Raw genomic sequence first — 14,498 nt, 5'->3', positions numbered from 1 at the left:
ATCAGGTTCTATAGATGCTATTTGCTGTCAGGGATTAGAAATGAAGTACTTAACCCAAGTTGCGCAATATGCTAAACCAGGCAGGTATAAACACACCCCTTCACCCCTCTCTTTAAAGAGGGCCCCTACCCCCAGAGGGGAATTATATGCACGATCAAAATTGACCTCCTCTGGACTAGCCGAAACGAGCGTTTTGAGCTAGCGAGCGCAGCTCCTTCGGGGGTGGGTTAATAGCAACTTGAGTTACTTACTCAGAAGTTGTCCAGAGTTTAAGTAAAAAAATATGACCCGGCCATTGCTGGTGTTTTCAAAGGCTGGTAAAAGGCACTGGCAATTATACTTTCCGGAAAAATACTTAGCCAGGACAGGCAATGGGGATTTTAAGTAAACTCTGTGCAGACTTAAAAAAGAATTAGGACTGCCTGAAACAGACAGCCCTAACTTTATACTTTAAACTTTATTCTTATTATTCTTTATCGCTAGACTTATCAGTGCCTGACGGTTTGCTGGACTCGGTTTCCTCTTCGTCGTCTTTAGCTGCAGAGGCTTTGCCTTTTTTGCCGCCACCAGACTTGGCAGAGTTAAACGTAAGTTGCTCCTTGCCTTCTTCGTAATCCACTTTGATCGTGTCGCCCTGGTTTACCTCGGCTTTCAGAATTTCCTCGGCAATCGGGTCCTCGATATACTTCTGGATAGCACGGTTCAACGGACGGGCACCATACTTCGGATCGTACCCTTTCTCAGCCACATAGTCTTTGGCTTTGTCGGTAAGCTCGATCTTGTAGCCAAGTGCCTCCACACGCTTGAACAGCTTGCCAAGCGAAAGCTCGATGATCTTGTGCATGTCCTCACGGTTAAGCGAGTTAAACACGATCACATCATCCAAACGGTTCAGGAACTCCGGAGAGAACGTTTTCTTAAGCGCACTTGCAATGGTGCTCTTCATGATATCGTCCACATTCTCCTGCTTGCTCTTCGACATGAAACCGATACCGGCACCAAAGTCCTGCAGGTCACGGGCACCGATGTTGGATGTCATGATGATGATGGTGTTACGGAAGTCAACCTTGCGGCCCAGTCCGTCAGTAAGTATACCATCGTCAAGTACCTGCAATAGCAGGTTATAAACATCCGGGTGTGCTTTCTCGATCTCATCCAGCAATACCACAGAGTATGGCTTGCGGCGGATCTTCTCGGTTAGCTGGCCACCTTCTTCGTAACCCACATATCCCGGAGGCGCTCCAACCAGGCGAGACACACTGAATTTCTCCATGTACTCACTCATATCGATACGCACCAGCGAATCTTCTTTATCGAACAGGTAAGTGGCCAGCACTTTGGCAAGCTCAGTTTTACCTACACCTGTCGGGCCAAGGAACACAAACGAACCAATCGGCTTCTTCGGGTCTTTCAGGCCAACGCGGGTACGCTGAATGGCTTTTACCAATTGGCTAATGGCCTTGTCCTGACCAATTACTTTGCCTTTCAGTTCTTCGCCCATGTTCAGCAATTTCTGACCTTCGTTCTGAGCGATACGCTTCACCGGTATACCTGTCATCATGGCAATAACCTCTGCCACATTTTCCTCTTTTACCGTGTAGCGTTTCTTCTTCGTCTCTTCTTCCCAGTCTTTTTTCGCTGTTTCAAGCTGGTCGATCAGTTTTTTCTCTTTATCACGCAGCTGGGCAGCCTCTTCATACTTCTGGCTCTTCACTACGCGGTTCTTCTCAACTTTAATGTTCTCGATCTGCTCTTCCAGTTTTAGGATATCATCCGGCACCACAATATTGTTGATATGCACACGCGCACCAGCCTCATCTAAAATATCGATGGCTTTGTCTGGCAAGAAGCGGTCACTCATGTAACGGTCACTTAGCTTCACGCAGGCCTCAATGGCTTTATCAGTATAGTTTACATGGTGGTGGTCCTGGTATTTGTCCTTGATATTGTTCAATATTTCAATGGTCTCTTCCGGTGTGGTTGGGTCTACCATTACGATCTGGAAACGACGGGCAAGGGCACCATCCTTCTCGATGTACTGGCGGTACTCATCCAGGGTAGTTGCACCGATGCACTGGATCTCGCCACGGGCAAGAGCGGGCTTAAACATGTTAGAGGCATCCAAAGAACCGGAGGCACCACCGGCACCTACAATTGTATGCAACTCATCGATGAACAGGATCACGTCCGGAGACTTTTCAAGCTCGTTCATCACGGCCTTCATACGCTCCTCAAACTGACCTCTATACTTGGTGCCTGCCACAAGTGATGCTAAATCCAGGGTAACCACTCGCTTGTTAAACAGCACGCGGCTTACTTTTTTCTGGATGATGCGCAGGGCAAGACCTTCGGCAATGGCTGTTTTACCAACACCAGGTTCGCCTATAAGTATAGGGTTGTTCTTTTTGCGGCGGCTAAGTACCTGTGCCACACGCTCAATTTCTTTTTCACGGCCAACGATCGGGTCAAGTTTATCGTCTTCAGCCAGCTTGGTTAAGTCACGGCCAAAGTTGTCCAGCACCGGGGTGCGCGATTTTTCGCCAGGCTTCTTGCTGCTGCTTGAGCGGGAAGAAGAACTGCCCAAAAACTTGTCAGAGTCATCGGTATCATCTGTATCAGACGACGCAAGTGGATTATTGCTATGATAATCCAGGGAGTCGCGTATTGCTTCGTAGTTCACGTTAAATTTCGCTAAGATTTGAGAAGAAATATTGTCTTCATCCCGCAGGATGGATAATAAGAGGTGCTCAGTACCTATAATATCACTCTTGAAGATCTTTGCCTCCAGGTAAGTAATTTTCAGCACCTTCTCGGTCTGCTTGGTAAGCGGGATACTGCCGGTAATGTTGCTGCTTTGCGTAGCTGTATTTCGGGTAGCTTGTTCTAAAGCGTACTTTAATTCATCTATCGAAACGCCAAGCTTCTTAAGCAGAGCAATGGCTGTACCTTCTCCTTCCCGTATCATGCCCAGCACCAGATGTTCGGTGCCAATGTAATCATGGCCGAGACGGATAGCTTCCTCACGGCTGAGCGAGATGACCTCTTTCACTCGGTTTGAGAATTTAGCTTCCATGTATACTTTGTATATTCTTTAAAAAAGTCAAAAATTTATAATTGGCTGAAGCTCACTTCGAACGCTACCTTTAAACAAGCTGTACACTATTAATGTTCAGCGCGTTGAACCACTTACTGCAGATGTGAAAGCGATGCTGGCCCCTGGGTAAACAACAAGTCAATTATACTAAGCTCTGGTACAAATTGTTTGCCAAATACTTGTGTATAGGGTTTTACGTGCAAATTGTCAGGATAGATTTTGGGATGGATTTTATTTCGTAAATCCACCACGTTATCCGGTGCCGTTTCATTGTAAGCCGCTGTAAACTGGAGCGGCTTGTTTACTTTCAGTAATTTAAAATAAAGCCGCAATAAATCAATGTTCAGCTCAAATAAAAATTTTGGTTGCCGTTCATACACCTCTTTGATGTAGTCACTGTAAAATTCAAAATATGGTGCACGGCCATAAGCTGCCTGTATCGTACGCCAGTGCACATTGTACCACTTCTGGCTATAGTCAATTTCAATTTCCGTGATCTTAGTTTTGTTTTTACTGCTGCCTTTTAGCACAGGTATACTAAGGGGCTGCACCCCCTGCGCCGTAAGTACATGGCAGCGATTACGGTAGCTTTGCTTCACATAGTTTTCGTGTGCCTCTATTAAGATACCTTCGGAGCGAATGGCATTATAAAAGTATGCAACAGGCGGGTTGTACAGTGTTTCGGTAAGTAAGACCAAATTATGAGTTATGAATTATGAATGAAGAGATGCAGATACGAATTACGCTTTCATTTCTTTAACAACAAAATATAGTATTTTGTGTGTCGTGTATACATACGGTTTTTACGCTTGCTTTCTATTTTTAATCCCTGAGCCTGTTTAGAGTTTATTGAAATCCATACTGCCTGCCCTTGCTGCGTGTTCTCACCAGAAAGTATAATAGCCAGAGCCTTAAATTGTTGGTGAAAAACACCAACAATGGCGGGTTCGATTTCTTTTAGCCAAAACCCTAAACAGCTTCCCTGTTTTTCAACTCATAATTCTTAATTATTAATTCGTAATTCAAAATGATTGTACCTTTGCGGTTGCTTAATAACTGCATGAGTAAAAGTATAAAAATACCGCCTTTGTATTTCCCGCTGTGGCTACTGTTAAAAGGTTTGTCCTTGTTGCCACTGCCGCTGCTGTACATCCTCTCCGATGTTTTATACTTAGTAGTATACTACGTTGTCAGGTATAGGAAAAAAGTGGTGATTGGTAATTTATCTAATGCTTTCCCGGAGAAAAGTGCTGAAGAAATTAAGCTTGTCGCTAAAGATTTCTACAAGCAGTTTATGGATGTGGTGGTGGAAACGCTAAAGCTGCACTCTATAGATGCTGCTGAAATGAAGCGGCGAATCACTTTCTCGAACCAGGAGTTACTGGATGATTTTGTGCAGCAAGGCAGAACAGTTATTACTATGGGTTCACATTCCTGTAACTGGGAATGGGTACTATCAGCAGGTGCGGTTCAGTTTAGCTTTCCCGCTTATGGTATTTACAAGCCCCTTAATAACCCGTTTTTTGAAGCTTTCATGCTTCAGGCTCGCACAAGATTAGGGGCCAGGCTCATTAAAATGAAAGATACCCTGCGCAACTTTGCTGCCAACCGCCATCAACCACGTGTTGTGGCCATGCTATCAGATCAAACCCCTCTTAAAAGTGAAATCACCTTCTGGACTACCTTTTTACATCAGGACACACCTTTCTACGAAGGAGCAGAGAAACTCGCTATTCGCTTTGGATGCCCTGTCTTATTCCTGGATATAAAAAGGACCAGGCGGGGATATTATACTTTAACATTTGAGTTGATATCAGACGGGAATTCTGTGGATAAAACCTTGCCAGAGCCAGCCTCTATCACAGAGATATTTGCTCAAAAGTTAGAAGCAGCCATCCGCCGCGCTCCCGCCGATTATCTCTGGACCCACAAACGCTGGAAGCACAAGCGGCCGCAGGCTGCTGAGTTTAGGAGTTAGAAAGTTTGGGAGTTAGAGAATTTAGGAGGTAAAGGTTTCTGCCGCAAGTTTAGTGAAGCGTAACTTGTGGCGGAAGATGGTAGCAGTTTTCAACTGCTTTGCTTTGAAAAAGCAAGGGTTGCAAAGGCTGAGGCCATACGTTATACTTTGGCTGTGCAGAACCCACCCCTAGCCCCTCCGAGGAGGGGAATCCTTAGAAGCTTGCGTTATGCATAGCCACGAGTTACGCTCATGCTAAAACCGCGGCAAAAAAAGACGCAAAATATTGCGTCTCTACATTTTAACTCCTAGATTCTCTAACTCCTATAAATATTCCTCAATATCGCCGGCGCCTTCGCGCAGCACTTCAAAGTTATTGGTTACATCCACTACCGTAGAGGCAATGTTGTTGCCGTAGCCGCCGTCTATTACGCAATCCACCAGGTCTCTATACTTTTCATAGATCAGTTCGGGATCGGTGCTGTATTCTATTACCTCATCTTCATCGTGGATGGAGGTAGACAGGATAGGGTTACCAAGCTCTTTTACTAACAGCAATGCAATGTTGTTGTCGGGTACACGAATACCTACTGTCTTCTTTTTGCCACCCGCATACTTGGGCACATTGCTCGTAGCGTTCAACACAAAGGTGAATGGGCCCGGCAGCGCCTTTTTCATAACCTTATAGGTTGGGGTATCTATCTTGGCATAGTCGGAAATGTGGGTAAGGTCTGAGCAGATAAAGGAGAGGTTTACCTTTTCCGGTTTTACACCTTTTATCTGGCACACGCGCTCCACGGCCCTGTTGTTGTGTATGTCGCAGCCTATACCATAAATAGTGTCGGTTGGGTAAATGATCACACCACCGTTGCGGAGTATCTCTACAGCTTCCTGTATTTTGCGCTCCTGCGGGTTGTCGGGGTGTATCTGGAGGAATAAAGCGTTGGCCATGGTTTTGTGTATAGAGATTAAGTCTAAAGTAACACATACTTGAATAAGCAGATGTGCGTTTCAGCGAAGCTACGCAAGAATACGAATGCATACCAATTTTTAATTATGCTATTATGAAGTTCATACATTCACAATTAGCTGCATATGTGTTATTTTTGCGACCCAAATAGAATAAGGTGCGGAACCTAAATATGGTTTCAGGCCTTTTACATGAACTATGGCTGAGAATTTGAATACAACAACCAAAAGAAAGAGAAAAGAGAAAAGCAAACTAGTGCCTAGCCTGATCGTGCTTTTCCTGTTCCTGTTTGTGAGCTTCTCTTACTACGCTTACCAGATTGTGTACACGCCGAACGTAGACACTAAAAAGCAGGATGCCTATGTTACCATACCAACAGGAGCCAGCTACGAGCAGGCCATGGACTCAGTAGAGGCATCCGGGGTTATCATCGATAAACTTTCGTTGCGGTTTATGGCTAAGCTGATGGACTATGACCAGTTGGTGAAGCCCGGCCGTTATAAACTGGAGCATGGCTGGGGTAACCGCCAGCTAATCGGGGTGCTGCGCGCCGGCCAGCAAACACCCGTAGACCTTACATTTGCCAACATACGCCTGCGCAGCCAACTGGCCGAAAAACTGGCAAACGAGATAGAGGCCAGCGAAGAAGAACTGGATAGCCTGCTGAACAATGAGGCTTACCTGGCCACTCTTGGCTTCGACACCACTACCATTGTAAGTATGTTTATCCCGAATACCTACCAGGTATACTGGACTACCACTGCGCCCAAACTGATGGAGCGCATGAAGAAGGAGTACGACACTTTCTGGACAGCGGAACGCAAAGCAAAGGCTCAAAAGCTAGGTCTGAGCCCTAAGGAAGTAAGCACTCTGGCTTCTATTGTGCAGGCAGAGACTATTAAAAACGACGAAAAGCCGCGCGTGGCAGGTGTGTACCTGAACAGGCTAAAGAAAAATATGCTGCTGCAGGCCGACCCTACTGTGGTGTATGCAGTGCGTGACTTCACAATCCGCCGTGTATTGAACACACACCTTCGCCACCAGTCGCCTTACAATACCTACATCAATAAGGGGCTGCCTCCGGGGCCGATAAACGTACCTACTATCTCAAGTATAGATGCAGTGCTAAACCCGGAGAACCACGAGTACATCTATTTCTGCGCCAAAGAAGACTTCTCTGGGTACCATGCCTTTGCCCGCACCGAGGAAGAGCACCAGGCTAACGCACGCCGTTTCCATGCCGCGTTAAATGCCCGCAAAATAATGAAGTAATTTAATTGCTGAATGGCTAAATTGATTAATTGTTGTTTTGGTATGTGCATGCCAAGGCAGTAATTATTAATTTAGCCATTTAACATTTTAACCATTTAACAATTTAAGCAGTGTTCGAATCAGAAGTGCAGATACGGGTGCGGTATGCCGAAACCGACCAGATGGGCTATGTATACTATGGTAACTATGCGGCTTATTACGAGGTAGCGCGTACCGAGGTGTTCAGGAGGCTTGGCATCCATTACAAGGAGATGGAGGCAACCGGAACCATGATGCCCGTGCTGGAACTGAAGTGTAAATACCTGCGCCCTGCCAAGTATGATGACCTGCTAACCATAAAGCTACTGTTAAAGCATAAACCGAATGGTTCTCGTATACTTTTTGAGTACGAAGTATATAACGAAGAGCAAACGTTGTTAAACATCGGCGAAACCACGATGGTTTTTGTAGATATGAAAACAGGCAGGCCAACAGCAGTACCCGACCTGATTCATGAGAAACTGGACGAATACTTTAGTGCATGAGGCTTAACCAGCAATACCTGAAGCGCCGCAGAGCGTACCGCAAGTTCATCGTTTTTTTAAAGCGATGGCGGTTCAATAATGGCAAGTCTTCGGTGTATGATGTGGTAGATGTACTGATAGGGGAACTGCGCCTGGACTCTGTTACAAAGCGTGCCTCTTACATGGCCTTTAACTTTACGCTGGCTATTTTCCCGAGCATCATTTTCCTGTTCACACTTATCCCGTACATCCCCAATATACTTTCCTTGGATCTGGGCCAAAGTATACTTGATTTCCTGGGTGATTTTATGCCTGAGGAGATGTATGCGGCCGCTTATACTACCATCGAGGATATTGTGAACAAGCCGCGCGGGGGCTTGCTGTCTTTTGGTTTTTTGTTTGCGCTGGTGCTTTCTACCAATGGCATTATGTCGCTGATGGATGCCTTCGACAAAAAATACCATACTTTTTACAAGCGCAGCTACCTTAAAAAGCGTCTTATTGCCACAGCATTAACAGTGGTGCTCTCACTTATACTTTTTACGGCGGTGGCGGCTATCTTCTTTGGTCAATGGATACTGGACGCCCTGGTTTTCTATGAAGTTGTTACCGAAAGCTATACTTATACTTTGATCGTTATCCTGAAGTATGTAGCGATCATCCTACTTTTCCTGCTGGCTACCTCTATTGTATATTACTTCGTGCCTGCCATAGAAGACAAATGGCCCTTTTTCTCAGCGGGTGCTGTGGTGGCCACCGGTCTGATCTTCCTGGTTTCCATGATCTTTTCTACATATATCAGTGCTTTTGATACTTACAACAAGTTCTATGGCTCCATTGGGGCTCTAATAGGTTTGATGATCTGGCTGGACTTTGTATCTATGATCCTGATTCTTGGCTTCGAGATCAACGTAAGTATAGACTCCGTGACCAAGCGTATGGTTAGGGCAGGAGGTAAGGCTATGCACGTAACAGCAGCTAAAGTATAAACATAAGCACTCCGTGAGAAACCTGGCTTAAGGGTTCTGTTTCTGAAATTTTTTAGCTTATAAATCAGAGTTTTATACTTTGTGGCTTAGAAACTGCAGAAAAATTTTTGCGTATAGTTTTGATAATTCGGAACGGTGCCATACTTTTGTACTCGAAATCGTTAGAGAGTTGGCGGAGTGGTCGAACGCGGCGGTCTTGAAAACCGTTGACTGTAACAGGTCCGGGGGTTCGAATCCCTCACTCTCTGCTGGTAGCAATACCCGCTTATATAAAGAGCCTGCAAAGCAATTTGCAGGCTCTTTTGTTTTAATCAGCACGCTATACTTTCGAAGTATAACTCAGTTGCTTGCTCTTTCTTTTAAGGCCGGAGGTTCCTGTACCTGTTCTGTTTTAGCAACTATCTCCCTGATGATCCCATCAAGCTCATATGCTGAAGACTGCAGGTATTCCATTATTTCTGATATCCCACTATCGGAAGGTTTGTCTTTTTCGAGCAGGCTGATCAGTCCCATCATGCGGGCCAGCGGAGCCCTAACCACATGCGATTGCATCCAGGCAATTTCACGAAGCTTTGTGTTTTGCTCCTCAATGGCTTGTATGTACTTAACTCTCTCACTTACATCGGTAGCCAGCACAATCCTTGCTTCAACGCCGTCCAGGTCAATGGCGCTGTTTTTAACGTCAACGTAAAATATGTCGCCGTTTTTCTTCTTATGACGGGCAATATCGTGGTAGTAGGCTTTGCTCTCCCGCAGCGACTGGATAATTTTCTCCAGATAACCCAGGTCTTCCTTAGGTCGGATATCCATTACAGTCATCTTAAGAAATTCCTTCTTTGTATAGCCGTAGAGCCTTATCGCTGCCTCGTTTACATCCAGAAAATGCAGGGTGTGCATATCGAACAACCACATGGGCATGGGGCTTAAATTAAACAGATCGCGGTATTTCTCTTCGCTTTTCTCAAGGGCAGTTTTAGCAAGCTTCCTTTCCGTAATATCCCTGAAGTTAAGTACAATGGCGGCAACGGCAGGGTTTGTGAGTTGGTTCTGAATAGTGGTTTCCAACCATATATAATTGCCGTCCAGCACCTGAATCCGGTACTCTACTGTTTCAACGGCATTTGGCTGTGCTTTAATGCGGTTTAAGGTATTTGTAAGTATATGCCTGTCGGCGGAGTGAACCAGGTCCATTCTGAAGTTATCTGTAACACTGCCTGCTTGCAGCCCTAAAATATTAAGGGCAGTGTTGCTTCGCTCTATAACGCGGCCATCCGCTGAAAGCAATAGCAGGCCGTCCGCGCTGTTAAGTAACAGTGAACGGAAGCGCTTTTCATTGTTTCGGATCTTTTCTTCGGCCTTTCTTATGTCGGTTCCGTCACGGGCAATGCCATAAAGCAATTGCTCTTCCGCAACCCAGTGGCCAGACCAGAAGAGCGTGACGAGGCTGCCGTTTTTATGCACAAACCTGTTTTCGAAAAATGAGCAGTCCACGCCACCCATGATCTCTGTTATGATGTTGATGGTTGCAGGCCGGTCAGGTTCGTAGATCAGGTCAACGGCTTGTTTGCCTGTAAGCTCTTCGGGAGTATATCCCCACAGCCTTTCCGAGGCGGCGCTTAATGTTACAAACCTGCCATCCGCATCGGTAGTGCAGATCACATCAAGCGAGAAGTCCATTATTTTCTGGAGCTGTTCTTCGCGCTGTTTTAGGCTTTGCTCAGCAATTATCTTTTGGCTACGCTCTGCCGCCTCGTTCAGGGCACGCTCTATTTTCAGGGCAATGTGCTGCAGGTTGTCTTTAAGCACATAATCTGTTACGCCCATCTTAATAAGCTCAACGGCTCTTTCTTCGCCAAGCGTGCCGGATACTATAAGAAATGGAGTGGCGGGTGCAATGTTTTGCTTTATGCGGAAGGCAGACAAACCATCAAAAGAGGGTAGGGTGTAATCCGATAAAATGATATCCGGCTGAAAGGTGTTTAGCAATGCTTTGTAGTCCTCCTGGTTTTGCACCATCTCGGATATACAAGACAGACCACTCCTCCTGAGTTCGCGCTGCAGCAACTCAAAGTCGTTGGGGTCGTGCTCCAGAATCAGGATCTTTATGGGCGTTTCCATGGGGTAAGGTTTGCGTCATAATTTGTTCGGCGGCTGGTTTAACTCCAGCCAGTAATAGGTAAGGCTGGAAATGGCATCTACAAAGCCATCGAAATCAACAGGTTTTACAAAGTAGCTGTTGGCTCCTAATAAGTAGCTCCTATGGATATCTATCTCTTCTTTAGAAGAGGTAAGTATCACTGTTGGGATTATTTTAGTGCGTTCGTCCCATTTTATCCTCCGGAGTATCTCTACCCCGTCAACGCGTGGCATCTTCAGGTCCAGGAGTATGAGCTTTGGGATGTTGTGAATGTTGCGGGCACTGTATTCGCCCTGGCAGAAAATAAAGTTAAGGGCTTCTTCGCCGCTTTGTACATGCACCAGCGTAGTTGCCTGTTTTGCCTTTTTCAGGGCTCTGATCGTCAGCTCTGCTTCATCCACATTATCCTCCACCAGCAATATGTCAATCTGATTCGTGTTCATGACCTTAGTAATTATGGTTTTGGTAATGAAAAGTAAAATGTGGCGCCTTTGTCCGGTTCGCCTTCGGCCCATACCTGGCCACCGTGTTTCAGTATTACCCGCTGCACAATGGCAAGCCCAACCCCGGTGCCTTCAAACTCCGCATCGGTATGCAGCCTTTGAAAAACGCCAAATAATTTATGCGCATAATCCATGCTAAAGCCGGTCCCGTTATCCCTGATGTAGTAGGTAACCTGATGGTCATTGGGATAGGAGCCGATCTCTACCTGCGGTGATTCTTTTTTAGAGGAGTACTTAACGGCATTGGAGATCAGGTTTACAAAGACCTGGTATAATAAAGTATAGTCTCCCTCTAAAGGCAACAGCTCTCCAAGTTTAAAGTTCACCCTGTCTTTTACAGCCCCGTTCAGTTCGCCTATGATCTGCTCTATCATAGAGGCTGTGTTAATACGGGTTTTAACGAGCTCTTTGCGACCCAGTTTCGAGAAAGCCAGCAGGTCGTCTATGAGCCGGCCCATCCTCTTGGCATTATCCTGAATAACCTGAAGCAACCGTTTCAACTCATCATCTAGGTTGTCTTTATAGTCTTCCCTGATGATGTTGGCATAGCCGTTGATAGCACGGAGCGGAGCCCTTAAGTCATGCGACACAGAGTAAGAGAATGACTCCAGTTCTTTGTTGGTTTCTTTAAGCTGATCCAGGTGCTGCTTCAGATCGGCGTTTAGTTGTTTGATCTCTTTTTCAGCTTTCTTCTGGTTTGTTATGTCTCTGGCGTTTGCAAACCACAGTCTATCCTTGCATACGATGTTCCAGTCCAGCCATTTCCTGTTGCCGTCCTTGTCGTATACTCTCGTTTCAAAAGAGGCAGATTCAGGCTTTTGGTCGCACAGTGACTGTATGTCCTGTGCATGGTCTTCAGCCAGGTAAAGCAGCAGCGACGTTCCTTTAACCTCATCAACGCTATAGCCGAGCATTGTCTTTACGGCCTGGTTTACCTCCTCAAGTATAAGCGTGCCAGCGTTGATGATACAAATAAGGTCTGCGGAGTTGTTTATGAGCAGGGCATACTTCTCAAGGGCTAAATTGTTTTCCAGCAGCTTTTTCTTTTGCAGGTGCAGTTCCAGCAACACTGATACTTTTGCCTCGGTCAGCTCTTTGTTCAGCGGTTTATAGAGGTAATCTACTGCGCCTTCCTCAAAGCCCTTTAGCATGAACTGGTGCTCTGTTTTCTCGGCAGAAGCGAAGATGATGGGAATCTCCCTGGTCCGCTTGTTCGACTTCAGGATCTGGGCTACTTCAAAGCCATCCATCTCAGGCATCTGCACATCCAGGATGATAAGGTCTATTTCCTTATTCAAGGCGGTTTTCAGCGCCTCGTTCCCGTTTGTAGCGCTCAGAAAGTTCCTGTCAGGTTTTAGCAACATCTGCTCCAGTGCGAAGATGTTATTAACCTTGTCGTCTACGATCAGAATATTTACATTGTCTTTTTCAGGCATCCGGAAAAGGGTGAACGCTTAGGTAAACTCCTGTATACTTAGTGATGGCTGGGTGAGACAGTGGAGTAATTAAGTATCAGGAGATACGAAGGAAAAGAGCCTTCGCATCAGCTTTTTTTTAATTAAGCATGTATATATCTACAATTTACATTTTATCAACGAAATGTTCAAACATTGGTTAAGAAAAAATACGTAGTTTTTTTAAGTGTTTTTACAGACTCACGAGATACTGTTTGATTTCTTCTGTATCCAGGACTTTTTGTATGCAGCCTGTATTAATGGCAGCATTCGGCATGGCGGGATACAGGGCATTTTCAGGTGATTGAGCCACGGTGGTGCCGCCATACTTTCTGATGGTGGCGATGCCGGCTGCGCCATCGTGGTTTGCCCCGGTAAGTATGATAGCCAGCAGGTGTTGCCTGTATGCATATGCGGCCGTCTCAAAGAGCACATCAATAGAGGGCCTGCTATAGTTAACCCGTTCATCACTGGACAGGGAAAAGGTGTGGTCCTGCTCTATCAGCAGGTGGTAGTCGGGTGGGGCAAAGTATACTGTGCCTTTCCGTATCGGTTCTTTCTCGTCGGCCTGTTTGATCCTGATCCTGCACTTTTGGGAAAGTACTTCCTCCAGCAGGGTTCTTTCTTCTTTAGAGCGGTGCTGCACCACAATTACAGGCAGTTGGAAAGTTGGTGGCAAAGCCGACAAGAGGTCAGTGAGAACATACAGCCCTCCCGCAGACGTGCCTATGACTACTGCCTCATACTTCATTATCGTTGCCTTTGGCTACCGTTTTCCTTTCGGTAAATTTTCTCTCTCTTATCGATGGATGTAAATTCCTGCTGCTTATCAGAGAACAACAGCGACTCTTTATTACCCAGAGCAAGAAATCCGAAAGGGCTCAGGCTGTTGTAAAACAGGTTGATCACCTTTTTCTGGAGACTCTGGTTGAAGTAGATGAGCACATTGCGGCACATGATCAGCTGAAATTCGTTAAACGAGCCGTCAACGGCCAGGTTATGCACCGAAAATACCACATGCTTTTTTAAGGACTTGTCTATCATGGCCGCATCATACTTGGCGGTATAGTACTCGGAGAAAGCTTTTTTGCCGCCTGCCTTCTGGTAGTTTGAAGTATAAGTTTTGATCTGGCTCATGTTGTATACCCCTTCCCGGGCAGTGTTCAGTGCCCGTTGGTTTATATCAGTGGCATATATCACGGTCCTGTCAAGCAGGCCTTCTTCCTGAAGCAATATTGCCAGCGAGTATACTTCCTCGCCAGTAGAGCATCCCGCAATCCATACTTTAATAACGGGATAGGTGGCCAGGTGCTTTATTACATTTTCGCGCAGGCTCATGTAAAAGGAGGGGTCCCGGAACATCTCGGTCACATTCACTGTAAACTCCATCACAAACTGCGAGAACGTGTATTCATCCTCTAAAAGAGTTTTCTGCAGTTCCTGTACCGATGCGATCTTATTGGCTCTCATGTAGTGGGAAATGCGCCGCATGACAGAGGCCTGGGCATACTCCGTAAAATCATAGCCATACTTCTTTTTTACAGATCCGAGCAGGTCCGTTAGCTCCTCATCTAAAATCATACTTTATGCTGTTCTCTGTGCTTACCAGGTGCCCCCGT

General features: G+C 45.9%; 12 protein-coding genes and 1 tRNA gene. 5 read left to right on the top strand and 8 right to left on the bottom strand.

All coding sequences use genetic code 11. The features are described 5' to 3' along the window. Positions 1 to 466: 466 nt before the first annotated feature. Both AC4BAP_RS14600 and AC4BAP_RS14595 read right to left on the bottom strand, forming a co-directional pair. The gene (locus AC4BAP_RS14600; RefSeq protein WP_490583406.1) at positions 467 to 3,073 is read right to left on the bottom strand and encodes an ATP-dependent Clp protease ATP-binding subunit; all 2,607 of its coding nucleotides are present in this window, start codon (positions 3,071 to 3,073) and stop codon (positions 467 to 469) included. Positions 3,074 to 3,186: 113 nt separating this feature from the next. Then, the gene (locus AC4BAP_RS14595; RefSeq protein WP_490583405.1) at positions 3,187 to 3,792 is read right to left on the bottom strand and encodes a WbqC family protein; all 606 of its coding nucleotides are present in this window, start codon (positions 3,790 to 3,792) and stop codon (positions 3,187 to 3,189) included. 362 nt (positions 3,793 to 4,154) lie between these two features. Here AC4BAP_RS14595 and AC4BAP_RS14590 point away from each other — a divergent pair, with 362 nt between their 5' ends. Continuing rightward, complete coding sequence (locus tag AC4BAP_RS14590; RefSeq protein ID WP_490583404.1) at positions 4,155 to 5,072, top strand: lysophospholipid acyltransferase family protein; 918 nt, start codon at positions 4,155 to 4,157, stop codon at positions 5,070 to 5,072. A 303-nt stretch (positions 5,073 to 5,375) separates the two neighbouring features. Here AC4BAP_RS14590 and AC4BAP_RS14585 read toward each other — a convergent pair whose 3' ends face one another. Next, positions 5,376 to 6,002 carry an L-threonylcarbamoyladenylate synthase gene (locus tag AC4BAP_RS14585; RefSeq protein ID WP_490583403.1) on the bottom strand — a complete coding sequence of 209 codons (627 nt, stop codon included), beginning with the start codon at positions 6,000 to 6,002 and terminating at the stop codon, positions 5,376 to 5,378. A gap of 217 nt (positions 6,003 to 6,219) precedes the next feature. Between AC4BAP_RS14585 and mltG the strand changes: the two genes are divergently transcribed. From mltG to AC4BAP_RS14565, 4 genes are all read left to right on the top strand, one after another. Continuing rightward, on the top strand, positions 6,220 to 7,293 hold the full coding sequence (gene mltG / locus AC4BAP_RS14580) for an endolytic transglycosylase MltG (protein ID WP_490583402.1): 1,074 nt from the start codon (positions 6,220 to 6,222) through the stop codon (positions 7,291 to 7,293). 110 nt (positions 7,294 to 7,403) lie between these two features. Next, positions 7,404 to 7,817, top strand: coding sequence for an acyl-CoA thioesterase (locus AC4BAP_RS14575; RefSeq protein WP_490583401.1), 414 nt, complete (start codon positions 7,404 to 7,406; stop codon positions 7,815 to 7,817). Then, a complete protein-coding gene (locus AC4BAP_RS14570; protein WP_490583400.1) occupies positions 7,814 to 8,785 on the top strand; it encodes a YihY/virulence factor BrkB family protein in 972 nt (323 codons plus the stop codon). The genes AC4BAP_RS14575 and AC4BAP_RS14570 overlap by 4 nt, the downstream gene beginning before the upstream one ends. Positions 8,786 to 8,948: 163 nt before the next feature. Beyond that, positions 8,949 to 9,033 (top strand) — tRNA-Ser (locus AC4BAP_RS14565). A 91-nt stretch (positions 9,034 to 9,124) separates the two neighbouring features. Here the strand turns inward: AC4BAP_RS14565 and AC4BAP_RS14560 are convergent. The 5 genes from AC4BAP_RS14560 to AC4BAP_RS14540 form a co-directional block, all read right to left on the bottom strand. Next, positions 9,125 to 10,903, bottom strand: a complete 1,779-nt coding sequence (locus AC4BAP_RS14560) for a PAS domain-containing protein (RefSeq protein ID WP_490583399.1) — start codon at positions 10,901 to 10,903, stop codon at positions 9,125 to 9,127. Between the two features lie 15 nt (positions 10,904 to 10,918). Continuing rightward, complete coding sequence (locus tag AC4BAP_RS14555) at positions 10,919 to 11,365, bottom strand: response regulator (protein WP_490583398.1); 447 nt, start codon at positions 11,363 to 11,365, stop codon at positions 10,919 to 10,921. An 11-nt stretch (positions 11,366 to 11,376) separates the two neighbouring features. Further along, on the bottom strand, positions 11,377 to 12,861 hold the full coding sequence (locus tag AC4BAP_RS14550) for a sensor histidine kinase (RefSeq protein WP_490583397.1): 1,485 nt from the start codon (positions 12,859 to 12,861) through the stop codon (positions 11,377 to 11,379). A 211-nt stretch (positions 12,862 to 13,072) separates the two neighbouring features. After that, entirely contained in the window at positions 13,073 to 13,630 is a 558-nt protein-coding gene (locus AC4BAP_RS14545) for a chemotaxis protein CheB (RefSeq protein WP_490583396.1), read from the bottom strand. After that, positions 13,630 to 14,460 carry a CheR family methyltransferase gene (locus AC4BAP_RS14540; RefSeq protein WP_490583395.1) on the bottom strand — a complete coding sequence of 277 codons (831 nt, stop codon included), beginning with the start codon at positions 14,458 to 14,460 and terminating at the stop codon, positions 13,630 to 13,632. The genes AC4BAP_RS14545 and AC4BAP_RS14540 overlap by 1 nt, the downstream gene beginning before the upstream one ends. Positions 14,461 to 14,498 lie beyond the last annotated feature (38 nt).

It is taken from the genome of Pontibacter sp. GD7, assembly GCF_058216375.1.
The sequence above is the reverse complement of the archived record's forward strand: the minus strand, read 5'-3'. Positions and strand labels throughout refer to the sequence as shown.

Bases quoted from the DNA above. Each gene is read 5' to 3' on its own strand.
- AC4BAP_RS14600 (WP_490583406.1), bottom strand. From the start codon at position 3,073: ATGGAAGCTAAATTCTCAAACCGAGTGAAAGAGGTCATCTCGCTCAGC.
- AC4BAP_RS14590 (WP_490583404.1), top strand. From the start codon at position 4,155: ATGAGTAAAAGTATAAAAATACCGCCTTTGTATTTCCCGCTGTGGCTA.
- AC4BAP_RS14585 (WP_490583403.1), bottom strand. From the start codon at position 6,002: ATGGCCAACGCTTTATTCCTCCAGATACACCCCGACAACCCGCAGGAG.
- mltG (WP_490583402.1), top strand. From the start codon at position 6,220: ATGGCTGAGAATTTGAATACAACAACCAAAAGAAAGAGAAAAGAGAAA.
- AC4BAP_RS14570 (WP_490583400.1), top strand. From the start codon at position 7,814: ATGAGGCTTAACCAGCAATACCTGAAGCGCCGCAGAGCGTACCGCAAG.
- AC4BAP_RS14560 (WP_490583399.1), bottom strand. From the start codon at position 10,903: ATGGAAACGCCCATAAAGATCCTGATTCTGGAGCACGACCCCAACGAC.
- AC4BAP_RS14555 (WP_490583398.1), bottom strand. From the start codon at position 11,365: ATGAACACGAATCAGATTGACATATTGCTGGTGGAGGATAATGTGGAT.
- AC4BAP_RS14550 (WP_490583397.1), bottom strand. From the start codon at position 12,861: ATGCCTGAAAAAGACAATGTAAATATTCTGATCGTAGACGACAAGGTT.
- AC4BAP_RS14545 (WP_490583396.1), bottom strand. From the start codon at position 13,630: ATGAAGTATGAGGCAGTAGTCATAGGCACGTCTGCGGGAGGGCTGTAT.
- AC4BAP_RS14540 (WP_490583395.1), bottom strand. From the start codon at position 14,460: ATGATTTTAGATGAGGAGCTAACGGACCTGCTCGGATCTGTAAAAAAG.